Source organism: Dyadobacter sp. 32, from assembly GCF_902506755.1.
In the GTDB taxonomy this organism is placed as follows: Bacteria; Bacteroidota; Bacteroidia; order Cytophagales; family Spirosomataceae; genus Dyadobacter.
The window spans coordinates 6,963,425-6,987,035 of record NZ_LR735258.1 but is presented as its reverse complement, the minus strand read 5'-3'; the positions used below and the strand labels follow the sequence as shown (position 1 = coordinate 6,987,035).

Below are 23,611 nucleotides of genomic sequence, written 5' to 3'. Positions count from 1 at the left end.
TTAACGATAAATGGGTAAACGCAATGCTACAGCCTATACCAGCCTGGCTTTGGATGGATTCCTCTTCGCGGATCGGTACTGGAAGCGCATTTCAATATGTTTATAGGTCCAGGCTGATACCAGGTAAATAAGGATGAAATTGACGACAAACAAATACGTGTATGCGCTTGGAGGGAATTTCAGTACCCTGATAAAAAGCACATTGAATAAACTGATCAGTAAGGCATGCGTCATGTAAATGGAATAGGAATACTTTCCAAGATTATGCAGGATCGTAATTCTCTTCAATCCGGACGAAATGAGGCCTTTTTCAAATGAAAAAACGTAAATGCACAGAAAAAACAACACTTCAAACAATGCCCCCCAAGGCTTTAGTATCTCGCCATAAAAAATGGCTAACACAATGAGTATAAGTGAAACCAGTTCGGCGATATAAAAAAAGGACACAGGCCAGTTGCGTACCGTGGCATGGGACGCGCTGAACAAATTAAAACACAGCGCACCCACAAAGAACCCGAGAATACCTCGCAGAAAGCCAAAATCGAAGCTATAGTTGATTTGCAAACTGTTAGAAACCAGGTATAATCCTGCAAGTGAGACAACGGTAACCAGCGCATAAAACACATTGCGCCGTGTAAACAAATGAAAGGTGTGTATACCCACGAGCAAAACGCCAAACACCAGGTAAGCCATCATCTCCGCGCTGATGGACCAACTTGGAATATTCCAGCTCACGTCATGTACACCGGGCAGTGGCGTCGAATTAAGCAGAAACAATGAAGTAAAAAAAGTATAAATCGTATTGGCAGGGTTATCCAGGTTGTTGACCTTGATATAAGGATTTAATAAATTCTTGGCTACTTCCATGATCACAAAAGCCATGAGCATGAAAAAGTGCAGAGGGTAAATCCTGTAAATCCGTTTGACAAGAAATGTTCTCAACTGCCCAACACCTGAAAGCGACTGATAGCTGTAGGTGATGACGAACCCGCTGAGCACGAAAAAGAAATCAACAAACATGTCGGAGTTTTCAACAAAACGGTTCACGAGCAATGGGCCCTCAGCAAAAGGGCTGAGATGAAACAGGAAAACAAAAGACGCGAACAACCCTCGAAAGATATCCAGGACTTCAAAGCGATGTTTTATAACGTTGGTATTCTCCATTCAATAATTAAAGGTGGTTTTGAAAATGTTTTTGCCATTTTCCCAGGTATAATTGAACCGGTCCGATGCCTTGGTAATGATCAGCAACCCGAAATGCTCACTGGTACTGTTTAGCAGATGGGGCATTTGGATAGCATCCAGCTCTATCACCTGAAAGATGACTTTATCGCTGCTTTCTGTATATATCTGAAGAGAATCCATACCATTCAGATACACCTCATATTGCTGATCCAACATACAGTCCTCTAACGGCCAGCTTAATTGGAGCCGTTTTTCGTCTACCCATAATTTCAATGGGGGACCCGAATCTTCCCTACTGATCGTAACCCCTGTCTCTTTAAATTCAATTTGCAAAATACTCTCGCTTACCCCGGAATGCTTTGCGCCATTCATCAGCAATTCCGTGACGACCCATTGTATTTTGGGCAAAATCTCAGTAGAGAGCACCAATAAATTGAGCTGTCCTTCTACATAGTCCAGACTTGTTCTGATCAAAAACGCCAGATCACCCGACTCATGCTGATATCTAAATGACTTTTGCAGTTCACCCATTGCTCATTTCACCGCCTCCAGAGCGTGTTGGAAATCTTTGTAAATTTTGAATACTTTATCCATTCTTATGAGGGTGAGAAGGTTTTTCACATCCGGCTTAAGCGCCACGAGGCAAATGTCCGCATTGCGGGGCATGGCAAACTTCAGCGCTACAACCAGGCTTCCGAGGAAGGAGCTATCGATGTAGTTCACGTTTTCAAAACTGAGCAGGATCAGTTTTGCACCATTCGAAACAAGGGTGATCATCTCCTCCTTAAAAAGCTCCGCATTGCTGAGACTTGCTTCATGCGGTACAATAATGGCCTGAACCACACCGTGAACTTCAGTTGTTTTAAGTATCATTTGTCTTCTATTTTTTCAATAAAAATGATGCTGGCATCATCCATCTGGTTACTGTCGTCGATCCCGTCCAATACCCTGGATCTAATCTGTGCAAAGCTGTCGGGCAGGCCCAGATAGGGACTTATTTTTTCCACAAAAAAGGGGTAATCACTCTTTTGGGCTCCATTTGAAGGAATGTCGATCATCCCATCCGTAAATATGACCAGTTGCTGTCCCGGCTGCATCGCAACGGTTTGCTGGTCATAAAAACCGTCTTCGAGCAAACCCAGCAAGAGTCCCGAAGAAATAATGGTCTTCACACGTTTAGGCGAGGGCTCAAAGTGAATAATGGGCAAATCTCCTGCCCCGGTATACGACACTTTACCTGTATGGCTATCGAGCAGGAGCAGCGATAAGCTGGATAAGATGTTCTGAAGGTTTTCGTCAAGACACACCAGCCTGTTTATTTTTTGAACAATGGAATCCAGCGTCAGATCGGCGTCCAGAACACAGAACCGGATCGCCGCCCTGATGTAGCTCATGTACCCGAATGTGAAGAACCATGCCTTCCATTTTTTTCCCATAATATCGCCCAGGAAAACAAAACAGAAACGATCATCAACCTTTACAAAATCAATAAAGTCACCACCGGGATAACCGCGAAATCCCTTGTGCCAGAACCAGATCTTGTAACCGCTCACCTCCGGCACTGTGGACGGAATTGAGCGTACACCGAGTGTCTCTGCAGCTACCCGCAATTCCCTGATCGAGCGAACATGTTCATTTTTCAGGGAGTTTATAATATTGTTAAGCTTGGAAATAATGACCGGAATAGGTGTTTCCTTGCTTATAAAGTCCAGTGCATTCAGCTCCAACCCCTTTAATACAAGTACATTATCGGAAAATGAGGTGAGAAAAACGAAGGGGATGTGGCTTATCTCCGCATTACGTAGCACCTCCTGCCTGAAATCGAACCCATTTACTTCCGGCATATCGTAGTCCGACAAGATCAGATCGGGCTTTTCCTTCCTTAACAACTTCAATGCCTCCGGGGCCGATTCGGCAAGCAGACAGGTATACCCTGCCCTGATCAGCGCAGACTCCACAACCCTGCGAAAGAGCAGGTTATCTTCCACCAAAAGTATTTGCTTGACGTTTACCGGGGGATCCTGGAACGAAATCATTTTTTACCCAGATTAAGCACGAACAAATACACGCCTCCGAATATGATCAGCAACGATACCAGATCCATAATGGTAACACCGTCGTTGGCGTTGAAATAAAATACGGTAAAAAGCTCAAAACTTGGTGGAGCCGGCATGATGATCATCGCGAATCCTGTGACGATCAGGAGGGTGGCAACCACCAATAAAATGGCTCGGTGAAAAGCATTTCTTTTGAGGAAGTTTTTACTCTGCTCACTGTTAATCTCGGTTTCCGAAAGTATTTTTTCCAGCTCATCCAGTAACGCTTCCCTAGAAAGGCTATTATCCGCAGGCAATGCCTCGAATGTAGCCAGTTGCTTGGCAAAGCTCCCGGAATCTTTGAAAGCATCCGCTATCTGCTGCTGATATATCCGTGCCTGCGTTTTGTCGACACTTGTGAATTGAATAACCTGTACCAGTTCAAGCACTTTTTGATTGAGCAGACTGGTTTCCGGCTTGTTCTCATAGGAGAGACTAATCCCGGCGTTCAACGCATGTTTGGTTTCCAGGGAGCGCATGACTGTTAGTTTTACCAGTTTGGTTATTTTTTGCGAAAAAATGTAATATTATCAACCCTCCGGCTGGCAATTTCTCCTCTTCACTTACATTTTGGTTAAAGCTAGGTTATTATTATTAATTTTGAAATAATTCTACTTAATGAATAAAATAATTCTCTTATTTTCGATTTACAGTACGATCCACTCAACCCTCACAAATGAAACTAGTATCCATTATTACTGTAAACTTCAACCAGCCCAAGATTACTGAGGACCTTTTAAAATCATTGGAGACAGTAAATACCTACGAAGAAATAGAAGTAATTGTAGTAGACAATGGAAGCGTAAACAATCCAGTGACGGACTGGCAGGTCAGATACCCCAATGTCACCTTTATTCGTTCAGATGCCAATACCGGGTTTGCGGGAGGAAATAACATCGGCATACAGGAGGCGACAGGAGATTATCTGTTTTTGATAAATAACGATACCGAAGTTACCCGAACCCTGATAGGCGACCTGGTACACACGATGGAAAATAATCCAAAAATAGGAATATTGTCTCCGAAAATTCATTACTTCGACCAGCCCGGAATGTTGCAGTACGCCGGCTACACGCAAATGAATTACTTCACATGCCGAAACGCATGCATCGGTCAGTTTGAAATAGACCGGGGACAATATGATTCATCCAGTGGTACTACGGGCTACGCACACGGAGCGGCCATGATGATCAGCAGAGAGGCTTTGGAGAAGGCGGGTGTTATGGATGAAAACTATTTTCTGTACTTCGAAGAGCTTGACTGGTGTGAGCGGATCAGAAAAGCCGGCTATGAGGTGCATACCAATCTTTCCACCCTGATTTATCATAAGGAGTCCGTTTCGGTAGGAAAAAGAAGCGCGTTGAAAGAGTATTTTATGAACAGAAACAGGATACTCTTTATCCGAAAAAATGCCTCGTCGGGCACTTTCTTCATCTTTTCGCTTTACTTCCTCTTCGCGGTTACGCCAAGAAATCTCGTGCAATACCTTGTAAACAAAGAATATAATTTCATCCCGGTCTTTTTCCGTGCCATTTTGTGGCACTTTACCAACAAAGCAGACAGCAAGCATCTTGGCTTTCCACTCAACCGTTAATGTATGTTATTTCTATTCTGGATCAGTTTGTTTATCGTGTTCTACACGTTTGTCGGTTATGCTATCCTGCTGTACTTGCTGGTAAAAGCCAGAAGACTTTTCAAGGGAAAAAGAAGTACACCCGGCAATGACCAGCAGTTCCCCTCGCTGACGCTGATCATTGCTGCGTATAATGAAGAAAGTATCATTAAAGAAAAAATAGCCAATACGCTGGATCTTTCTTACCCGGCCGACAGGTTGCAATTACTTTTTATAACAGACGGATCGTCAGACCGGACGCCGGACATTATTGCCACCTATCCAGGTATCCGGCTCATGCACACACCAGCCCGTAGCGGGAAAATACAGGCCATACACCGGGCAATGCATGAGGTGGACACGGAGGTAGTGGTGTATACGGATGCAAACACGTTCCTCAACAAAGAAGCATTGCTCTTGATTGCACGGCACTATGCCGACCCGACCATCGGGGCAGTCTCGGGCGAAAAACGGGTGATGCAGGATGAACTATCCGACGCCACCGCCGGTGAAGGATTTTACTGGAAATATGAATCTGCGCTAAAAAAATGGGATTCCGAACTATACTCGGTGGTAGGTGCGGCCGGTGAACTGTTCAGCGTACGGAGGTCACTTTATAAGCCTGTTGAAAAAGACACCATCCTCGACGATTTTATGATATCCATGCTCATTGCGCAACAGGGTTACCGCATTGTATACGAGCCGGCAGCCTACGCCTCCGAGGCATCTTCCGACAACATTCATGAAGAATTAAAACGAAAAGTACGGATTGCTGCCGGGGGAATTCAATCCATTTTGCGGCTAAAAAAGCTGTTCAATCCCATTCATTTCCCGGTCTTATCCTTCCAGTACATCAGCCACCGCGTACTGCGCTGGACGATCACGCCATTCCTTTTGATATTGGCTTTAATACTTAATATTCTCATTGTAGCAACCGGAACCGGCGGCTGGATTTACCTGCTCATTCTGGTGGCACAGGTGACTTTTTATCTGTTAGCATTCTTCGGCTGGGTCCTCGAAAAACGAAAAATCAAAATCAAGGCGCTTTTCGTGCCTTACTATTTCTGTGTTATGAATTATGCTGTAATAGCCGGAATTAACCGGTACCTGAAAGGGAGCCAGAGCTCGGTTTGGGAAAAAGCGAAAAGAAAAGGGGACTGATTAACCGTAATTTCATTGCCTATGCTTATTTTACATGGTGATTTCAAAAGTTGATGAAAAGACCCATACCCCACTCCTATGCGCAACAGAATTAGTTTATTCTTATTTTTTGCCCTTCTTACCAATGTCGCAATATCACAAACTGCAACAACACTGACCCAAAAAATTTCCGCAGAATTAACTAAACACAAAGGCTACTACGCAGTAGCATTCTCGGAGTCGTCGTCCGGTAAAACGGTTTTCATCAATGAGCGTGAATTTTTTCATGCTGCCAGTACGATGAAAACCCCGGTCATGATCGAGGTTTTCAAACAGGCCAATGCGGGTAAATTTTCATTGACCGACTCCGTTACACTCAAAAATGAGTTCAAAAGTATCGTTGACGGCAGTCTTTTCCGCCTCGACTCACTGGTCGACAGCGAGCTTGTTCTTTACAAAAGGATAGGCAAAAAAATGGTCATACGTGATTTGGTTTACGAAATGATCACGGTGAGCAGCAACTTTGCCACGAACATGCTGATAGATCTTGTCGGTGCCGGGAATGTGACACAAAGTATGCGTGAACTGGGGGCAAAGGATATGAAGGTGTTGCGCGGCGTTGAAGATACCAAAGCATTTGAAAAAGGACTCAACAACACCACGACAGCCTACGACCTGATGCTGATCTTCGCAAAAATGGCGCAGGGTGAGATTGTCAATCAAAAGGCTAGCAAGGCGATGATCGAAATATTATTGGACCAAAAGTTTGGCACGGTGATTCCAGCCAAACTTCCGGCCGACGTGAAAGTCGCACACAAGACCGGCGCGTTTGGCAAAGTGCGGCATGATTCAGGGATTGTGTATCTTCCAAATGGGAGACATTATTCGATCGTAATTCTGTCCAGAGATTGGGAAGATGAAAAAGAAACGCTGGAATTGTTGTCCGATGTTTCAAAAATGATCTATGACGCAGTGAAGTAAGACAGTGCCTCGCGTTAGCGCTGCAAAAAAACAGGCGAACATTTATTATCCTGGTCCTAAATTCTCATCCGCCCGGCGACCCGGTCACATCCGCCCGGCGGCCCGGTCACATTTCACATTTCACATCTCACATTTCACATTTCACAAAATATGCAAAAAGCAATAATCCTTACAGCAGGCATGCTGGATACGGTTGACGCAAAAACTGCCCATGGACTCATCCGCGAAAGCGAGCGATTCGAAATCACTGGCATCGTGGACCATAAACAGGCTGGCAAGGATGCCGGAGAGGTGTTGGATGGCAAAAACAGAGGCATTCCCATTTTTGCAGACATAGCAGAAGCATTGACCACCAACCCTACCCATTGCATCATTGGCGTAGCCACAACTGGCGGTATGTTTCCTGGATTTATGCTGGAAATGGTACGCACGGCCATAGTACATAAGCTTTCAATAGTCAATGGCTTGCACGACTACCTTTCGGAACATGCCGATATACAGTTACTGGCGCAGCAAAACGGTGTACAACTGCTGGACATCCGAAAACCTAAAAGTCCGAAAGACCTTCATTTCTGGACCGGGGAGATATTGAATCTGACGACGCCAGTAATCGCCGTGATGGGCACCGACTGTGCTCTGGGAAAGCGAACCACCACCAGGCTTCTCATTCAGGCGTGTAAAAAGCAGGGCATTGAGGCACAAATGATTTACACGGGTCAAACGGGCTGGCTCCAGGGCGGAAAATATGGCTTCATTTTCGACTCAACCCTGAATGATTTTGTGTCCGGTGAAGTCGAACATGCCATTTTAAGCTGTGTGAAAGAAACGAAGGCTGACGTGGTATTTCTGGAAGGACAGTCGGCCTTACGTAACCCAAGCGGCCCCTGCGGAGCGGAGTTTATACTGTCGGGACAGGCTAAAAACGTTATCCTGGTACACGCGCCCACAAGAACCTTCTTCGACAAGGAAGCGCACTTCGGCAAAATCCCTTCCCTGGAATCCGAAATCGAGCTTATCTCTATGTATGGAGCGGAAGTGATGGCCCTGGCACTCAATACCGAAGACTGCTCACCTGAGGACGCCTTGAATTTTCAAAAATTCCATGAGTCCACTTTAAAAATACCCGTTTTACTTCCCTTACAGGAAGGGTGCGACAAGATTGTACCTGCCATCAGGGCCTTGATCTAAATAAGTTTCAGGTCGTGCAACACGCAAAACAGTCAGATAATCAGAGCCGTAACCGCCAGCCAATACATCATTTCCAATGAACATCAAAACAGTCCGGGCTTATTCAGAGTCGCTTTTATTGACGAAACCCTACACCATCGCCCGTGAGACGATCGCTACCGCGGAGATCATTTTCTTTGAAATAGAACTTTCAAACGGAATTTCGGGAAAAGGCGCAGCGAATACCGATGTGGATGTGGTGGGCGAAACCCCGACTCAAACGTTACAAAATCTTCAATCCGATTTGGTTCAGCAGCTTGTCGGAAAAGATATTCGTCAATTCCTTTCGCTGATAAATCATTACAGAACCACCTTTCCGAAATTTCCCGGAACCATGGCTGCCATTGATATCGCGCTGCACGATGCATTTGGCAAGTGGATCGGACTACCAGTTGTTGATTTTTATGGAAGGCATCACTCCAAAATGCTGACTTCGGTGACCATTGGAATAAAAAACGTGGAAGAAACGATAAAGGAAGCACTTGAATATAAGCAACAGGGATTCAAAGTATTAAAGGTCAAAACGGGACTGGATGCATCGGAAGACGCGGAACGGGTTATCAAACTTTTTGAACGATTCGGCAATCACTTCACTGTTCGGGTTGACGCCAATGAGGGCTACAAGCCCCAGGACCTGTATTATTTTCTAAGCCAAACTGAAGAAACCAATCTTGAACTGATTGAGCAGCCTTTCCAACCTGAGCTGGACAGCGCCCTCCTCGGTTTCCCGGAGCAGACTCGGATGGCACTTGCAGCCGATGAATCGTTAAAAGATGCCAAATCCGCTATGACCATCGCTCAACAAAAAACGTTCGGCATTTTCAATATTAAACTAATGAAATGCGGTGGAATAACGGCTGCTTTTGAAATTGCCAACATTGCCCGTCAGGCCGGAATTGAGCTGTTTTGGGGATGCAACGACGAGAGCAGCCTCAGCATCACCGCAGCGTTACATGCCGCCTTTGCATGTCCGCACACGAAATATCTGGATTTGGACGGAAGCCTCGACCTGATCGAAAATATTAGCGAAAGTGGCTTTGTACTGGAGGATGGCTTCCTGAGTATCAACGCTCAACCAGGCTTTTAATGAACGATCCCTCGCTGAAACGTACCGTCACCCGAACATCGGCAATATTTTTGGTAATTACCGCAATCATCGGTTCGGGAATTTTCAAAAAGGTTGCCCCCATGTCGGCACAGCTTCACTCGCCACTGCTGGTCCTGATATGCTGGACGCTGGCCGGGGCGCTAAGCCTGATGGGCGCACTCAGTACTGCCGAACTCACCTCCATGATGCCGGGCTCGGGTGGGGAGTATGTTTATTTCAAAAGAATCTACGGCCGTTTCTTTTCCTTTTTATACGCCTGGGCCAACCTCGCTGTAATGAAGTCGGCCACGATTGCCGCGCTGGCGTATATCTTTGCCGATTCCTTTCATGAACTGCTTCCGGGAGCAAGTCGATTTTTTGGGGAGAAATACAGCGTGCAGGTACTTGCCAGCTTACTCATTATCGGTCTGAGTTATGTTAATCATCGGGGAATTTCAATGGGTGAAAAACTTAGCCGCTATTTAATTGCAACCATTGTTTTAGCCATACTTACATTCGTCGTCCTTGCATTAAGTTCGGGCAAAGGAAATATCGACCATTTCACAGCACCAACGCCCGCAGCTCCAATCGGCTGGCCGCTGTTTTCCGCTATGTTTGCCGCCTCGCTGAGTGCCTTTTGGGGTTACGAAGGATGGAACAATATTGGTTTTATCGGAGAGGAAGTAAAAGATCCTAAACGGAATATCCCTATTGCCCTGGGCGTGGGAACCTCTATTGTGATCACACTCTACCTGATCGTCAATGCCGTTTACCTGTATGTTCTTCCCATTCAACAACTCGAAAGCCTGCTTCCCAATCAGATCGCTGCTGTGGAAATAGCACGTGTTTTGAGCGGAAACACAGGAGCCATTTTACTGTCACTACTGATCCTTTTTACAACATTCAATTGCGTGAATGGAACCATCCTTTTGTCCGCAAGAATCACTTTTGCTATGGCCAGGGATGGATTGTTTTTTAAGAAAGTGGGGCAGATACATCCACTTCATGATACTCCCTCCTACGCTATCCTCATCCAGGCTTTGTGGGCTGTGGTGCTGGTTTGGTCAGGGAGCTTCGATACACTCACCGACCTGCTGATCTTTGCCTCATTTATCTTTTACGGATCGGCGGCATTTGGCGTCGTACTCCTGCGTAAACGCGAGCCCGCGACCCCACGCCCCTATCGTGTGCCCATAATTTTGCCGGTCATATTCTCCTTATTCTGTCTGGTACTCGTTGTGGTCAACGTGGTCAATCAGCCGATTCAGGCAGCAATTGGCCTCGCTTTGATCATTTCAGGCGTTCCGGTTTATCTGTTCTATACGCGTTCAACGAAACCTTAGTACAGGACTAATCAGGCGACTTTTCACAATAGTTTGGAATTCTTTATGCTGTAAGTCTGGTCTAATATTTACCTTCCTCTTAACATGCGCAACTCGTCTCGGATAACCCTCATACTATCCAACAAGGACTTATTTTGGCTGTCCAGGCTGTCTAGTCGGGCTTCAAGCTGCTCCGCTCTGACCCGAAGGCGACCCTCAGGCGATGAATCACGGTTACAAGCGGAAAGAAAAACTACGAAGATAATGGCGACTGATCTCATATAATTAGCGTTTTCAGCAATTAGTAGGAGAATTGGCATAGAATATTACAGTGCGATAAAATTAATTCCAGGCCCCGGGCCAGGCTAAAAAAGCCGGATAAAAAATCAGATTCAATAATATTTTTCAATATTCCTCCATTATTTTCTCCAAAGTCTGCACAACGGTGCCCTGACTGGCATGATCCGTATTACTTAATAAAATCACCGTTTTATCCGCATCAATGTACCGGATATACTGGGTTTTGTAACCCGGATTATCGCCACTGTGCCGCACTACTTTCCCCCACTTTGGACTCGTTTCCAGATGCCATCCAAAGCCATATTGCGACAATGACCCGTCGTTCAATGTAGCAGGGGTGAAGGCCTTCAGAAGCGTTTGGGATTTCACCAGTTGGTTGCTGTAAAGCGCACGATCCCATTTTAGCAAATCCCCGGTTGTAGCACTTACACGTCCCGGGCCAACCCTTTTCCCAAGCCATATCGCATAGTTGAACGCCGGGAAGGAGTCCGCAGGCGTATAGCGTTGCTTTTCCTTGACATATATATGACCCACTGCCAGTCCTGCCAGATTCTTCTTTTCTTCCAATGATCGAATGTCTGTTTTTGACATTTTGTAAGGGATAAAAAATCGCTGACGACAAAATTCCACAAAGTCCTGTCCCGAAACCTTTTCAGTGATACTGGCCAGTAGCATATATCCCGTGTTGCTATACTCATATTTCGCACCGGGCGAAAAAAGAACCGGCGGATGGTATTGAATCAGATAGGCAATGTTGTCGGTATTACCAGCCACGCGGGTTTTATCCCAGTGCTTATCCATGACCTCCTGATAGTCGGGCAGGCCGGAGGTATGATTAAGCAAGTGGCGGATCGTGACGCCCGGATAAGGCAATCCGGCAATATATTTACTAACGGGGTCATCAAAATCCAGTTTCCCGGCATCATACATCATCATAATTGTCATGGCTGTAAATTGCTTTGATACCGAGGCAATCTCAAATATGGAGGAAGTCTTCATCGCCTCCTTTGTGTTGAAATTGTTGTATCCGAAGGCCTTATGATACACCGTCTCGCCTTTTTCGGCTACCAAAAGTACGCAACTATAATCTTTGACTGAACCCAAAAGACTGTCCAAACGGACACCCAAATGATTGGTAACGGGCTTTTTTGCAGTGGAACAAGAGCTAAGTAAAGACATCAGGATTAGAAGTGCCTGACACAAACAGGCAGCAAATTTAAAATTAATTAAAGAGGCTGGTGATTGAACCATTGTTGAGCCAGAAAATTGGATTGAAAGAGCTCATGTAATATAAAAGCAAAAATTGATTATCGAATCTCAAACCCAGTATTTTGAAACTTTCCCATCCCTAAATCCCAACATAAGGGGTCAGAAATGCCCCGGCATGAGGAACTTGAAACCTTATCTTCATTCTTTAAGTTTATCCTGACTAATCACCAGATACTGCTTTTCAATTAGCAGCATGGCAAGTTTGGTATAGTTTTTTACATTTCCCGGTAACAAATTTTAAAGACCATCATAACTTACAATTTATGGAATCTACTGTGGATATTGTTTCTGAAAAATTACACGACGCTGGTGAGCAGTTAAAAGAAGCACAAAATGTGGGCAGCACCGAACGCATTATTTCATTAATTGCCGGTGCGGTTCTGTCTTTTTACGGGATACAAAAGAAAGATACCATGCTGGGTAAAGGCCTCACTTTTGTAGGCGGTATACTCATCACACGTTGCACCACCGGTGTGTGTCCTGTTAATCAAGCGATTGGCCGAAACAGCCTGCTGGCCTGAGCCATCTTGCTATAAATCATTGAAATATAACCTTAGGTTTATCAGCTGAAAATATTCGACTGGTAAACCTTTTTTTGAACCGTACCTTAATGGGTTTTGAGGAGCAAAAAATGACCGGGCCATCATGACGATAACCCGGTTTGTATTTTTAACCACTTGTTTCAGAAACTGATTAGTTGGGCAGTGTGGTTTTTGTTCCCTTTTTCATTGCTTTCGGCACAGGGGTTCCGGACGATTTTGACGGAGACACTGTTCCGGGCACATTCGTCGATGGATATGTAGGGTTTCCCGGAACCACAGCTGGCTCAGCCGTTGCCCCGGGTGTAGACGATTGTGCAGGCATATTGGGTACCGATGCAGGCTGACTGGTATTTCCCGGCACTATTGTCGACGGATAAGTGGGATTTCCGGGTACGATTGCTGGTTCCAAAGTGGAGCCCGGCGTTGCAGACGGCGTATTACCTGGTACCGGTATGGGCTGGGAATGCGTTGCGGGATAGGTAACTCCGGGGGGAGTTGCCGGGTAGGTACTGGTTCCCGGAGTTGGTGAGGTCTGAATGGCTCCCGGAATCGTAGACCCTGGCACCACCGCACCTTGCACCGTGCCAGGCTGCGTAGAACCGGGGATTGACGTAGGCCTTGATGCCGGTTGCGTAGCGGACGGAACGGCTGGCCTGCTGGTCTGGGCAACTGCAGCAGAGCCAATGAGTGCCATCGCGATGATATTCAATTTGAAGCTTTTCATAGTATGTATATTTAATTGACAATTATTGAATCTTAACAACAATGGGTCAATAATCATACCAGAAGCGATTGTCATCGAACGTTTAAGTATACGTTTTTATCTACTAAAATCGTCAATTTCCAAGGCACTAAGAGTACAAAAAATGTTCCGGAAAATGCCTGAAATAGCATTTCCCGGAACATTTTTTACTTTATCTAATTTCCTACTTTACAGGACGTTTGAAAATCGCCTCGTCAACTTGGGAATTAACCGTAAGTTTATTGGTGATGAACGACATGCTCATCTGCGAATTGGCAATATCCATGGTATAGGGCATTTTCACACCTTCCACCTCCTTATAGTCCGAGAAATCGATCTGCCCCTCTTGTCCGGCTATTGCAACTTTTGTCTTGTTGATCAGATACGTGTTGGCATCAACGAATTGATCCACCACCAGCCCCTCCTTGGATGTCAGTTTGAGATGGAATACATCCTTTTTGTCGACCTTTTCCTTTCCGACCAACTCCACGGCGCTTCCCTTTTCCTTGTAATTCACCAGTCCTCCAAAGGGATCCAGGGAACCCGCAAGCTGTTTTAATTGATCAACAGGCAAGTCTTCCGGTTCTCCGGTACCGCCGAACTGAACAGGGCGCACCATCCATCCTTTGTCTCCGTCAAGTACCTGTAACATCGTATTTCCCATGGCAGTTGATTCATTCCGAACCGATTTCCCAACTACCAGAACTGTTTTTGTAGGAATGTCCATGCCGTTTACAGCAAGCGAGCGATCCGCCACAATCGTGGTAATGGCCTTAATTTTATCAATGCCACCCAATGCAGCCACGTGTTTGTCAACGATCTCATCCACCGTCTGGGCATAGGCAGCCATTGTCATAAACCCGGCCGCAATTGTTAATAAAAATCTGTTTGTTCTCATAGTTTGTTAAATTAATCAGGTTGAAAAAGAGTTAGCGATTATATCAGATTATTGAAACACTTGTGTTTATCGCGGAGCGCCCCCGCCAGGAGCCGACCCGCCCGATTGCTGCTGTCCGCCCCCCTCACTCTTCACATCATCATTATTGACAGACTTGGCTTTCCTTTTCGGAGCATCCATTGTCATTTTACCAATCTTATAGGTGAATGTCATCCTTACGCCCCGGTTATAAAGATATACATTATTCACCTGGTTAAAGTTAAGCGATTCAAGTTCGGTACGGATGGTGTATCGCTTGCTCAGGAAGTTCTCAGCAGCCAGTCCAACGCTTCCTTTTTTGTTTTTGAATTCCTTTTTCACTCCCACTGTGTAAAAGCCAAAACCTCCCTGATTACCCTGCAACTGCACTGTATTTCCCTGCAAAAATCCGAACGCCTGGGCACCCCAGCCATTTTTAAAGGTTGCCTGCGAAAATACGCCCCCGCTCACCACCATGCCGGTGTTGGTTACATCTTCCGACAGGCCACTTTGCCCGGTTGCCTTCCCGGTAAGCGATGTGTAATAGATGTTCGAAAATAGCCCCACATTGATCTTGGTAGTAGCGGCCACATTCGCAAATAAATTGACCCCGTAAGCTTCCTGTTTCCCCACGTTCTGAAAAGTGGTAATAATTGAGCCCGCAAGGGTATCCGATGGCTGTCTTACCTGGGTTATGGCATTGTTGGTAAATCGTCCAAAGAAAGTGGCATTCACAAATGTCTTTTTAATATTCTTGCTCACGCCAAGCTCAAAGTTATTGGTCAGTTCCGGGCGCAGTTCCGGATTACCGATGGTGATGTTTTGTGGGTTCGCCGTGTTGAAGTTAGGATTCAGCTGAGCTAATCCAGGCCGTTGAATTCTTCTGTTGTAGCCCAACTTAAGCGTGGTTCCCTTGATCGTTTTTGACGCATTTACACTCGGCACAAGCACACCATAGTTCCCAATGCCCAATCTACCATTCTTGTCACTCGCATCTATAAAAGTATGTTCGTAACGCAATCCACCCTTCAGAGTGTAACGTTTTTTGGTGGTGTAGGTGTAAGAACTGTAAGCTGCAGCAATATTCTGGTGATAAAGCAATTCACCCGCCGGCTTGCCTACCTCAGGGACATAATTCCCCGCAGATTCGGCCAAGAAGTAACTAAAATCACTGTTTACCTGACGAAAAATACCTTTCCCTCCAAATTCCAGCATCTGGTTCTTCTTAATGGGCGTCTGATAATCCGTTTGTAATGTAAATTCCTGATTGATATTCTTATTCACGTTACGTTGCCGGTTGGAGACATTTCCGTTGGCGTTAAGAATATCAGCGTCAAAATTATTGGTCAGATCATTACGGCTGTATAACGTCGAAATACTCCACTCCTGCTGTGGCTTGAACGTGTGGAGATAATCCAGATTGGCATCCAGTGTACCCGAAAGGTTTTTTGACTCCACATTTCGGCCTGAGTTTACCCCCGGCACACCGTTGTTATAAAACCTGGTAATCAGGTCTTGTTGTGTAATGAAATTCCGGACCCCGTACCGTACACCAGCGGTAAGACTCTGATTTTTTGCCAGATCGTAGTCAAACCCCAGATTATAATTCCCAAAAAGGCCCCTGCTACTGCCCGTTCCGCTCTGCAGGGTAACTGTGGATACGTCATTCACGGTACTACGCTGATCGAGGGTGGTACTGGTTTTGGTATTGTAAATTCCGCGACCGAACCCTCCAATCGTCATGCCGGCTTTTCCCTTTCGGTAACCGCCATTGAGGGAAAGCATGGAGCCCCGGTTTCCTACACCGGTATCCACGTTCAGGTTCAATCCTTGCAGACTATTCTTTTTTGTGATGATATTGATGATCCCCCCGGAGCCTTCCGCATCGTATTTAGCAGAAGGGCTGGTGATCACTTCCACAGTCTTGATCTGATCGGCAGGTATTTGCTTCAGCGCATCAGCGACGCTGCTGGCAATGATGGTACTAGGCTTGTTATTGATCAAAACCCGAATGTTCTGGCTACCGCGCAGGGAAACATTACCATCCAGATCGACCGTCAGCAACGGCACTTTTCGCAGGATATCCGTTGCGTCCCCTCCTTTGGCAGCGATGTCCTTTTCTGCATTGTAAACCATCCTGTCTACCTTTTCTTCTATGAGCGCGGCCTGGCCTGTTACCGTCACTTCATCCAGGGTTTTTACATTGGAAACCAGTTTTATGTTGCCCAGGTCAAGTTCCTGTTTGTTGGCAAGTGTGATGTTGTCAATCGTTTTATTCTGATATCCAATAAATGATATAAGAATTTTGAAATTTCCAGCCACCAGCTTGCTGAGCACAAACCTGCCCTTTTCATCGACAATGGTACCGTCCATCGCCTTGCCTGTGTTTTTGTCATAAAGCGCGACACTTGCAAACTCAACAGGCTTGCCACCCGTAGAATCAATAATAGAACCTGTGATTTTGGCCGACCCTTTGGGGGTCTGATCTCCGGCAGTTCCGGGAAGTGCTTTTGGGGTAGCCGCACCACCGGTGGGAAACTGCGCAAAAACGTGTGAAGAAAGACTTGCGGTGATGAATAGCAGCGACAGCAGAAATGTTTTCATGTAAGATTGTTTTTTAACGCTGCAAAAATGTCACAGAAAGAATTCCCCTGAAAAGAAAATATGATAAAGGGTTCAATAAAAAGGATGGAGGCTGAATAAGGCACGATGGATGTTCCCGACCGGAAAGTGCCGGCCGGCATTCCTGTACCTAAAACGGAACCTCATGCAAGACCGGTCAGTCAAAAGAGTTCCGTTATGCCGGCTTTCGTTTGACTTCCTCCCTTCGTAAAACGGCGCCTGCGCGGATCCACTTGTTAGGTGGCGCCGGCCATTTATTAACCGGTTGGTTTTTAACCTGTTGAATTGATACTATTGTATATTATTCATCCCATCCGAGAGAACTTATGAAAAAGCTCATTTTATTTGCCACTGCAATGATGGCACTGGTATCCTGTTCCAAAAAAGACCCTGAACCCGAAGTAAGTATCGACTCACGAACCGTAGAGCTTAAATATGACAAAACGCACCAGTTTGTTTTGTCAAAAGGAGCTGAGCCAGTTACTGCATCCACATTCACCTGGAAGTCGAGCGATGAAAAAGTTGGGACGGTGGACGGTAACGGGAATTTCAAAGGACGAAAGATAGGGGAAACCAAAATCACCGGCACCTCCACCACGATGGGAAATGTGGAAAGCACAATTACCATTGTGCCTTACACCAAATTTTTGACCGAACCCGTCGTTCAATGGGGCGCGGATATGGCTACGGTGAAGTCAAAGGAAAAACGTAAGCTTTCGGCATCCCTGACTACGGCTGACTGGCTTGTCTATGAGCCAGATAATGCCAGTTTGCAATATGTAATTTACATTTTTGAAGCGGGTAAGCTGATCTCCTCCGTGGTCATATTTACCAGCACCAATGCGGTCGTCGACGAATCGGTTACTTTCTATAAGGAACGTTACCCCAATATCGAAGCCGACAAGGACGCTGCCTATCTGATCAATGATGAAAACACGTTCGGGATTATTCTTTCGATCAATAGCAGCGTAGGATGGAATGCGGAATATGTCCCACTCAAAAAAGGCGGTAAAAAAGATGCGGTAGCTACTGAAAAGATACAGAAAGCACTGAAAAGTCTCGACATTCACTAAAATAGCTCGCCACGAAGACACCTGGATACAAAGCTGAAAAGCTTTCTACTTTGCCCCTTCCCATCTTCGTGGCGAAAAAACACTTGTCTAATCCTTATAACGAGCTCGTGTGTTGAGATTCGCGGATACCGAAACCCGGAAAGTATTGGCAAATGGACTGTGCTCTTTCACCGGAAACATGTAGGCAAAATCAACATCATAGTTCTTCAAAAAGCGTAGACCTGCGCCGGCCGTAAAGTATTTACGATTCCCTTTGTTGCGATGTTCGCCAAAATATCCTCCGCGTACCGCAAAGATATAGTTATACTTGTACTCCACTCCTCCCGACCAGACCACTTCCTGCATTTCCTCCTTAAAACCACCAGGAGCATCATTAAAAGATTTAAACACCGCGTTAATCACCGGCTGATTACTGGGAATCACGCCATTGACAGGCGTAGGCAAAGCCAGTTTGCTTGCATCCAGAATAAAATTAAACTGATGTTTTGCAACTGGTGTGAAGGACAGGCCGGCACCTAATTTAAAGGTTGTTGGCAGGTAAGTTTGGTCTGTACCCATTCCATAGCTCATTGCCCCGCCCATATTGGAAATCACGGCCCCAAACGCTACACTCAAGTTTTTGCCATCACGCGAATTGATAAGTTCTTTTTTGTAATAAACCGAAATGTCGCCGGCTATGGATTGTCCGGGCTTCAATGTCACCGCATTGATAACGGCTCCATTGGCCACATTTGAGGTAATGTATTTCAATGTTAAACCCATGGAAAAATCCCTGCCCAGTTGCGTAGCGTAAGTACCTGCAATGGCCGATTCTGAGGACCTGAAATTACCTAACGAGATACCCGAAGCTGTAAATAAAGGATTAACCCCACCGTGGTAGTGGTTCGCAGATATGGCAATGGCCTGTCCCTTTCCAATTCTTTTATACACACTTGCATAACCGAGCCACATATCGTCCGTTAAATTTCTTAACCACGGTGCGTACGACACACTTGCACCAAAATCCCGATCCGCAAAGGCAAGCTTGGCTGCATTCCAGTAGGTCGCGTTGGCATCCGGAGACACCGCCACACCTGCGTCGCCCATGCCAGCACTTCGGGCATCGGGAGCTAATGTGAGAAAGTAGAGTGCAGGCCTGGGAAAGCCACTTGCAACGGTTTGTGCAGACACATTGCCATGCAGAAATAAAATGCTGCTTATGACGCCTGCAACGATTTTAGTTGGGTGTTTGGGAGTACTGGGATTGCGCATGGTTTGTTGGATTAGGGTAAGTTATGGTTAAATCCCTTCAGCCATTGGTCTTCTATGCAGAAGGGCTGTCAACGAAATGTGATTAGGTCAAAAATGCTACAGCGGATCCCGGAATCCGTAGCGAATCGACGCGGAAATATTGGCCATGAACATTGTTATGACACAAAAAAGAAGTGCTAAATAGAAGGATCAAAAATGGTTTTGACCTGTACAAGTTGTAGAAGAGTCGCACGTTGTGGCTGTTAGGGCTAATGTAGGTTACATAGCCAAAACGGCGGTATCGGATTGCTTATTATATGTGACCTATATTTTATTTAGATACCTCTAATCAATAATCTTTCAAATAAAAATGCACTTCTGGAATCATACTTTCATGAAGAAAGTACTCCAAAAGTGCTTAAGTTTAACTACGATAATGTTTTGAACAACAGGGTTTTGATGAACTCCAAAAAAGTCTGTGAAAGAGCACAAACAAGTCGTGCTCCTTCACAGACTTTTAGAATAAGAAAAACTGTACCTTACCTGTTATTTTTTCTCCCTTGCTTCAATCATGCGATCCAGCCTGTAAGGAAGCGCCTGGAGAAAAGCCGTGAGATCAGCCATTTCCGATGGGGCCAGTTGCTGATCCAACCCGGGTGGCATCAGGGACAGGCTTTGGGGCTCTATGGATGTTATTTCTGAGGTGGGTATACGTATTCCCGGAACAGGACCCACTTCGATTACCACTGCATCCGGCAACTGCTCCTTAATCACACCTGTGTAAGAACCCGTTTTGGTAATGATCCTGGAGGTCTCATACTCCCGGGCAAAACTTGCACTGGGATATACCACCGCTTCCAGAATGTCATGAACAGAACGTATTTCTCCGATATTGGTGAGATCAGGGCCAAACCGGCCTCCTTCCGATCCTACCGAGTGACAAAGGTAGCAGGTGGCTTTGCCATAGAATAGTTTCCGGCCTTCGCCTACATCACCCCCTTTTAATTGTTGCTCCATTTTCTGCAAATGCGCAAGCCGATCGGCATGTTGTTTTCGGAGCATTTCCTTTAACGGAACCGCCATTTCCTGAACAGTCGATGGAAAATCTTTGAGTAATTGTGCCAGGTTCTGTTCCGAAATATTATTCAAACGTTCCGGTTTGGTCAGCAGGGCGCCGATGAGTCGCTTCCCTACCTTTTCACTTTTATTGCCCTCAAAAACCTCGGTCAACCCAGGTAACAGGAACATTTCTACCTTTTCGATTTGCTGATCGGCGATTTTGAATAGCTGGTCGTCACTCAACTCAGACCTGTTGAGCAGCCGCACGGCCTGCTGCCTGACTGGTGAACTATTCTCCGGCTCCAGAAATTGAAGCAGCAGCTCAAATTCTGATGGTGACAGTGCGGACGATGCCATCAAACGGGCATTCAGGGCTTTTAACCGAAAGTCAGTCGGTGATGCGGCATTGGCCACAATTTTGTTCAGCTTTTCATTCAGTGCCGTTATTCTTCTGGATCCGATCAGATTGAGCACTTCGGATTGAATTACCGCATCGCGGTCTGTCAGCAGATGACCGATTTGTTCAACCCAGGGGGCAGGGATCTTTTTCAGGGATGACTTACCGATTACATCCAGCAAAAGCAATTTTCGCTGTGTCGATGTCCGCGTATCTGCCAGTTGATTGGTAACAAAACCCTGAAGGGCAACATCCTTATCAAAAGTAAGCATGAGCTCTTTCGCCAATTTCGTATCCTCGACGGAGCTATCGTCCTTTAAATTCTTTTGCAGGAAATGAATAACAATATCCGTCCAATCCGGATGATGAGAAGCCAGCCATATCCCCGTGGTTCTCAACTGTGGATTGTCGCTATCGAGTATGCCAGCCAGATGTTCCTTCTTAAGTTTGGATCCATCCATTTGGTCCAGTGCAATCACCGCGGCATTTGTTACCTGCCAGTTCTTATCATTCAGGGCCTCAATGAGGGGCTCTGCGTTCCCAAGCGTGATCAGCGCATAAATGATAGCGTGTGTTACAAACCGGTCCGAAGTGCTACCCGATGCTTTCAGCAAGGCAGGCACAGCCCTTTCCTGTCCAATTTGACCCAAAGCAGTGGCCGCCTGGCGACGCACGGCTGCGGAGTCTGTCTGCACCATTTTCATGAGCTTTTCCACCGATTTCTGATCCAGAGAAAGTCCCAGCGCCCTTGCAGCGGCCGTGCGTACCAGCACGCTCTTATCATTTAAAGCAGCACGAACACCATCCTGAGCAGCCTTGTTGTTGATCCTGGAAAGTCCAAACAAGGCTGCCGCCCGCATTTCTTCATCCTTCAATACAGACTGCATTTTATTGAGTGGAACAATGGCTTCATTGCCCTTGGATACAAGAGACTCAATGGCTCTGTCCCTTACCAATGCGCGTGGATCAGCAGTATAGGCCGCAACTTTTGAAGCTGTCATCTTAGCAAAATCCACATTATTTCCCCAGGAATTTTTACCCCTCACTGAACCCTTCTTACGAATGCGGTAGATTCCGCCGGCCACTTCGGGCTTAGCCACCCGTGACAGTGGACAACCTTCAACAAACCATCCTCCGGTTACAACCACCAGCAGGCTGCCATCAGCATCTTCAAGCACATCCGTGGGATGCGAATCGATGCCCGACGATTTCATAAAAACTTCATCTTCGGTTTTGTAAGTCGCTCCAACGCTGGATATACGATGCCTGATTACCCGCCCCGTATTAAATTCTGCGTGAAATAAATTCCCTTTAAAATCCTTACCCAAGGCCGTATTACGGTACCTCATAAGCCCCGATGGCGCCACACGGGGCATTTTGGTCATCACCGGCATGAGATCACCGGTTAGCTTCAGGCCATCTTCCGCGATAACCGAATTGGGTTTGGGATAGGTACCACCTTCTACCCAATGCATCAGGGCATCTCTTTCGCCATCTTGCGGGTCGCGGAAATACGTCATGGTGCCAATGGACTCTCCCCCAGGCATGAATATCATTTCAATGGAATTATCAAATCCGCCGCCCGACATAGCCTCCAGACCCGTGCCATCCGGCCTGCAACGCCAAATTCTGGCTCCTTTGCCTTCTAATACTTTCCCTTCCTTGGTGGTTATGTGGAATCCTCGCCGGGCATCGGGCAGATACAACCATCCGTCGGGGCCCAGAAAAGGGCCACTCAGCGAAGCGCCATTGGCATGCAGGTTCCAGCCTGTAAGAATGACCTCCCGGTTGTCGGACACACCGTCGCCATCCTTATCCGTATATCTGACGAGGTTGGGAGATTCGGCTACGTACAGACTTCCCTGGAAAAACTGAGCGCCCTTTGGAAATGGAATAGGTGCTGCGTAAATGCTGCTTTTATCAAAATTCCCATCATCGTTTGTATCTTCCAGAAGCCGGATATGGTAGGTTGGATTTTTGAGCATTTGTTCCGTGCCCATGGTGTTGGGCCCGGTAGATTCCACGACAAACAAACGTCCTCGATCATCAAAACTGGCAAACATGGGATAAGATAACAGGCTGGATGCCACCGCAGGCTCAATGGTGAATCCCTCCGGCACGATCAGGCCAGGTGTAGCCTGGTTGTCCATCTGCACGCCAGAACCGAAACATAAAACGCATGTTACAACGATTAATAATTTTCTCGGGATTGACCGGGTTGCCTTTTTGTTTTTTGTCAGAAACCCGCCGGAGCCTTTGTAAAAATTCATTTGAGAGTTCAATAAATTACGTGAGTTAACTTCCTGTAATACTAGGTACCAGCAAAAGCAACTGAACGGCTAATTCTTCTCAAAATATTATTCTGAATGCGTATTATTGAAAACTTGAACCGTGTTATAAGGGAATTGCAGAGCAGAGTAAGCCGATGGCCATTCTTTTGGGGACTCTTTTAGGAAAAATTGGCAGGAATTATCTATTCAGGAAACACTGACTGGCATTATCCCCCTCTGGGTGAAACACACTTCGAACGATCATCGCACCGGCGAATGGCAATCGCGGTGAAAACCGATACTTTTGAAAATTTGTATATTTGAGAAATGACTATTCAAGCGAGGCAAAACTGGCAGGAACGAATCAGCTTGAATCCGGAAATACGGTTTGGGAAACCATGCATTACCGGCACCAGAATTACCTTTTGGGACATTTTAGGATGGCTGTGGAAGGATATGACTTATGATAAAATCCTTACAGATTTCCCCGGAATTGTCACGGGCTGATATTCTGGCCGCATGGGCTTTTGTTTCCTTTAAA

The 23,611-nt window shown here is 46.1% G+C and carries 20 protein-coding genes; 9 read left to right on the top strand and 11 right to left on the bottom strand.

Annotation, left to right across the window (positions count from 1 at the left end):
* Positions 1-33: 33 nt before the first annotated feature.
* From DYADSP32_RS28525 to DYADSP32_RS28505, 5 genes are read right to left on the bottom strand one after another with little or no spacing between them, the layout of a single operon-like run.
* Positions 34-1,164: an acyltransferase family protein gene (locus DYADSP32_RS28525; protein ID WP_414618135.1), complete on the bottom strand. Its 1,131-nt coding sequence runs from the start codon at positions 1,162-1,164 to the stop codon at positions 34-36.
* The gene (locus tag DYADSP32_RS28520) at positions 1,165-1,716 is read right to left on the bottom strand and encodes an anti-sigma regulatory factor (RefSeq protein WP_149239575.1); all 552 of its coding nucleotides are present in this window, start codon (positions 1,714-1,716) and stop codon (positions 1,165-1,167) included.
* A 3-nt stretch (positions 1,717-1,719) separates the two neighbouring features.
* Positions 1,720-2,058 (bottom strand): STAS domain-containing protein, encoded by a 339-nt coding sequence (locus DYADSP32_RS28515; protein WP_149239576.1) that lies wholly within the window; start codon positions 2,056-2,058, stop codon positions 1,720-1,722.
* Positions 2,055-3,221 carry a response regulator gene (locus DYADSP32_RS28510; RefSeq protein ID WP_149239577.1) on the bottom strand — a complete coding sequence of 389 codons (1,167 nt, stop codon included), beginning with the start codon at positions 3,219-3,221 and terminating at the stop codon, positions 2,055-2,057. The genes DYADSP32_RS28515 and DYADSP32_RS28510 overlap by 4 nt, the downstream gene beginning before the upstream one ends.
* Entirely contained in the window at positions 3,218-3,760 is a 543-nt protein-coding gene (locus DYADSP32_RS28505) for a hypothetical protein (protein WP_149239578.1), read from the bottom strand. The genes DYADSP32_RS28510 and DYADSP32_RS28505 overlap by 4 nt, the downstream gene beginning before the upstream one ends.
* A 197-nt stretch (positions 3,761-3,957) precedes the next feature.
* Here DYADSP32_RS28505 and DYADSP32_RS28500 point away from each other — a divergent pair, with 197 nt between their 5' ends.
* The 6 genes from DYADSP32_RS28500 (at position 3,958) to DYADSP32_RS28475 (ending at position 10,671) form a co-directional block, all read left to right on the top strand.
* Positions 3,958-4,875, top strand: coding sequence for a glycosyltransferase family 2 protein (locus DYADSP32_RS28500; protein ID WP_149239579.1), 918 nt, complete (start codon positions 3,958-3,960; stop codon positions 4,873-4,875).
* A gap of 3 nt (positions 4,876-4,878) precedes the next feature.
* The gene (locus tag DYADSP32_RS28495; RefSeq protein WP_149239580.1) at positions 4,879-6,054 is read left to right on the top strand and encodes a glycosyltransferase family 2 protein; all 1,176 of its coding nucleotides are present in this window, start codon (positions 4,879-4,881) and stop codon (positions 6,052-6,054) included.
* Positions 6,055-6,132: 78 nt separating this feature from the next.
* Positions 6,133-7,014 carry a serine hydrolase gene (locus DYADSP32_RS28490; RefSeq protein WP_149239581.1) on the top strand — a complete coding sequence of 294 codons (882 nt, stop codon included), beginning with the start codon at positions 6,133-6,135 and terminating at the stop codon, positions 7,012-7,014.
* Positions 7,015-7,164: 150 nt separating this feature from the next.
* Complete coding sequence (locus tag DYADSP32_RS28485; protein WP_149239582.1) at positions 7,165-8,202, top strand: DUF1611 domain-containing protein; 1,038 nt, start codon at positions 7,165-7,167, stop codon at positions 8,200-8,202.
* A gap of 76 nt (positions 8,203-8,278) precedes the next feature.
* Positions 8,279-9,328 (top strand): dipeptide epimerase, encoded by a 1,050-nt coding sequence (locus tag DYADSP32_RS28480; RefSeq protein ID WP_149239583.1) that lies wholly within the window; start codon positions 8,279-8,281, stop codon positions 9,326-9,328.
* Positions 9,328-10,671, top strand: a complete 1,344-nt coding sequence (locus tag DYADSP32_RS28475) for an amino acid permease (protein ID WP_149239584.1) — start codon at positions 9,328-9,330, stop codon at positions 10,669-10,671. The genes DYADSP32_RS28480 and DYADSP32_RS28475 overlap by 1 nt, the downstream gene beginning before the upstream one ends.
* A gap of 384 nt (positions 10,672-11,055) precedes the next feature.
* Here DYADSP32_RS28475 and DYADSP32_RS28470 read toward each other — a convergent pair whose 3' ends face one another.
* Entirely contained in the window at positions 11,056-12,129 is a 1,074-nt protein-coding gene (locus DYADSP32_RS28470) for a serine hydrolase domain-containing protein (RefSeq protein ID WP_149239586.1), read from the bottom strand.
* 353 nt (positions 12,130-12,482) lie between these two features.
* Between DYADSP32_RS28470 and DYADSP32_RS28465 the strand changes: the two genes are divergently transcribed.
* Positions 12,483-12,740: a DUF2892 domain-containing protein gene (locus tag DYADSP32_RS28465; protein WP_149239587.1), complete on the top strand. Its 258-nt coding sequence runs from the start codon at positions 12,483-12,485 to the stop codon at positions 12,738-12,740.
* Positions 12,741-12,912: 172 nt separating this feature from the next.
* On the opposite strand, the gene DYADSP32_RS28460 is transcribed toward DYADSP32_RS28465, so the two are convergent.
* The 3 genes from DYADSP32_RS28460 to DYADSP32_RS28450 all read right to left on the bottom strand — a co-directional run bounded on the left by DYADSP32_RS28460 (position 12,913) and on the right by DYADSP32_RS28450 (position 17,023).
* On the bottom strand, positions 12,913-13,485 hold the full coding sequence (locus tag DYADSP32_RS28460; RefSeq protein ID WP_149239588.1) for a hypothetical protein: 573 nt from the start codon (positions 13,483-13,485) through the stop codon (positions 12,913-12,915).
* Between the two features lie 202 nt (positions 13,486-13,687).
* The gene (locus DYADSP32_RS28455) at positions 13,688-14,401 is read right to left on the bottom strand and encodes an outer membrane lipoprotein-sorting protein (protein WP_149239589.1); all 714 of its coding nucleotides are present in this window, start codon (positions 14,399-14,401) and stop codon (positions 13,688-13,690) included.
* Between the two features lie 66 nt (positions 14,402-14,467).
* Positions 14,468-17,023, bottom strand: coding sequence for a TonB-dependent receptor domain-containing protein (locus tag DYADSP32_RS28450; RefSeq protein WP_149239590.1), 2,556 nt, complete (start codon positions 17,021-17,023; stop codon positions 14,468-14,470).
* 344 nt (positions 17,024-17,367) lie between these two features.
* Between DYADSP32_RS28450 and DYADSP32_RS28445 the strand changes: the two genes are divergently transcribed.
* On the top strand, positions 17,368-18,114 hold the full coding sequence (locus tag DYADSP32_RS28445; RefSeq protein ID WP_149239591.1) for an Ig-like domain-containing protein: 747 nt from the start codon (positions 17,368-17,370) through the stop codon (positions 18,112-18,114).
* Positions 18,115-18,201: 87 nt separating this feature from the next.
* On the opposite strand, the gene porV is transcribed toward DYADSP32_RS28445, so the two are convergent.
* Both porV and DYADSP32_RS28435 read right to left on the bottom strand, forming a co-directional pair.
* On the bottom strand, positions 18,202-19,365 hold the full coding sequence (porV, locus tag DYADSP32_RS28440) for a type IX secretion system outer membrane channel protein PorV (protein WP_149239592.1): 1,164 nt from the start codon (positions 19,363-19,365) through the stop codon (positions 18,202-18,204).
* A gap of 525 nt (positions 19,366-19,890) precedes the next feature.
* Complete coding sequence (locus DYADSP32_RS28435; RefSeq protein ID WP_149239593.1) at positions 19,891-23,070, bottom strand: PVC-type heme-binding CxxCH protein; 3,180 nt, start codon at positions 23,068-23,070, stop codon at positions 19,891-19,893.
* A 327-nt stretch (positions 23,071-23,397) separates the two neighbouring features.
* Between DYADSP32_RS28435 and DYADSP32_RS28430 the strand changes: the two genes are divergently transcribed.
* Positions 23,398-23,577, top strand: coding sequence for a DUF433 domain-containing protein (locus tag DYADSP32_RS28430; protein ID WP_414618134.1), 180 nt, complete (start codon positions 23,398-23,400; stop codon positions 23,575-23,577).
* Positions 23,578-23,611: the final 34 nt, after the last annotated feature.

Bases quoted from the DNA above. Each gene is read 5' to 3' on its own strand.
- DYADSP32_RS28465 (WP_149239587.1), top strand. From the start codon at position 12,483: ATGGAATCTACTGTGGATATTGTTTCTGAAAAATTACACGACGCTGGT.
- DYADSP32_RS28500 (WP_149239579.1), top strand. From the start codon at position 3,958: ATGAAACTAGTATCCATTATTACTGTAAACTTCAACCAGCCCAAGATT.
- DYADSP32_RS28460 (WP_149239588.1), bottom strand. From the start codon at position 13,485: ATGAAAAGCTTCAAATTGAATATCATCGCGATGGCACTCATTGGCTCT.
- DYADSP32_RS28450 (WP_149239590.1), bottom strand. From the start codon at position 17,023: ATGAAAACATTTCTGCTGTCGCTGCTATTCATCACCGCAAGTCTTTCT.
- DYADSP32_RS28475 (WP_149239584.1), top strand. From the start codon at position 9,328: ATGAACGATCCCTCGCTGAAACGTACCGTCACCCGAACATCGGCAATA.
- DYADSP32_RS28485 (WP_149239582.1), top strand. From the start codon at position 7,165: ATGCAAAAAGCAATAATCCTTACAGCAGGCATGCTGGATACGGTTGAC.
- DYADSP32_RS28495 (WP_149239580.1), top strand. From the start codon at position 4,879: ATGTTATTTCTATTCTGGATCAGTTTGTTTATCGTGTTCTACACGTTT.
- DYADSP32_RS28515 (WP_149239576.1), bottom strand. From the start codon at position 2,058: ATGATACTTAAAACAACTGAAGTTCACGGTGTGGTTCAGGCCATTATT.
- porV (WP_149239592.1), bottom strand. From the start codon at position 19,365: ATGCGCAATCCCAGTACTCCCAAACACCCAACTAAAATCGTTGCAGGC.
- DYADSP32_RS28525 (WP_414618135.1), bottom strand. From the start codon at position 1,164: ATGGAGAATACCAACGTTATAAAACATCGCTTTGAAGTCCTGGATATC.
- DYADSP32_RS28435 (WP_149239593.1), bottom strand. From the start codon at position 23,070: ATGAATTTTTACAAAGGCTCCGGCGGGTTTCTGACAAAAAACAAAAAG.
- DYADSP32_RS28480 (WP_149239583.1), top strand. From the start codon at position 8,279: ATGAACATCAAAACAGTCCGGGCTTATTCAGAGTCGCTTTTATTGACG.
- DYADSP32_RS28490 (WP_149239581.1), top strand. From the start codon at position 6,133: ATGCGCAACAGAATTAGTTTATTCTTATTTTTTGCCCTTCTTACCAAT.
- DYADSP32_RS28520 (WP_149239575.1), bottom strand. From the start codon at position 1,716: ATGGGTGAACTGCAAAAGTCATTTAGATATCAGCATGAGTCGGGTGAT.
- DYADSP32_RS28455 (WP_149239589.1), bottom strand. From the start codon at position 14,401: ATGAGAACAAACAGATTTTTATTAACAATTGCGGCCGGGTTTATGACA.
- DYADSP32_RS28445 (WP_149239591.1), top strand. From the start codon at position 17,368: ATGAAAAAGCTCATTTTATTTGCCACTGCAATGATGGCACTGGTATCC.
- DYADSP32_RS28505 (WP_149239578.1), bottom strand. From the start codon at position 3,760: ATGCGCTCCCTGGAAACCAAACATGCGTTGAACGCCGGGATTAGTCTC.
- DYADSP32_RS28430 (WP_414618134.1), top strand. From the start codon at position 23,398: ATGACTATTCAAGCGAGGCAAAACTGGCAGGAACGAATCAGCTTGAAT.
- DYADSP32_RS28470 (WP_149239586.1), bottom strand. From the start codon at position 12,129: ATGTCTTTACTTAGCTCTTGTTCCACTGCAAAAAAGCCCGTTACCAAT.
- DYADSP32_RS28510 (WP_149239577.1), bottom strand. From the start codon at position 3,221: ATGATTTCGTTCCAGGATCCCCCGGTAAACGTCAAGCAAATACTTTTG.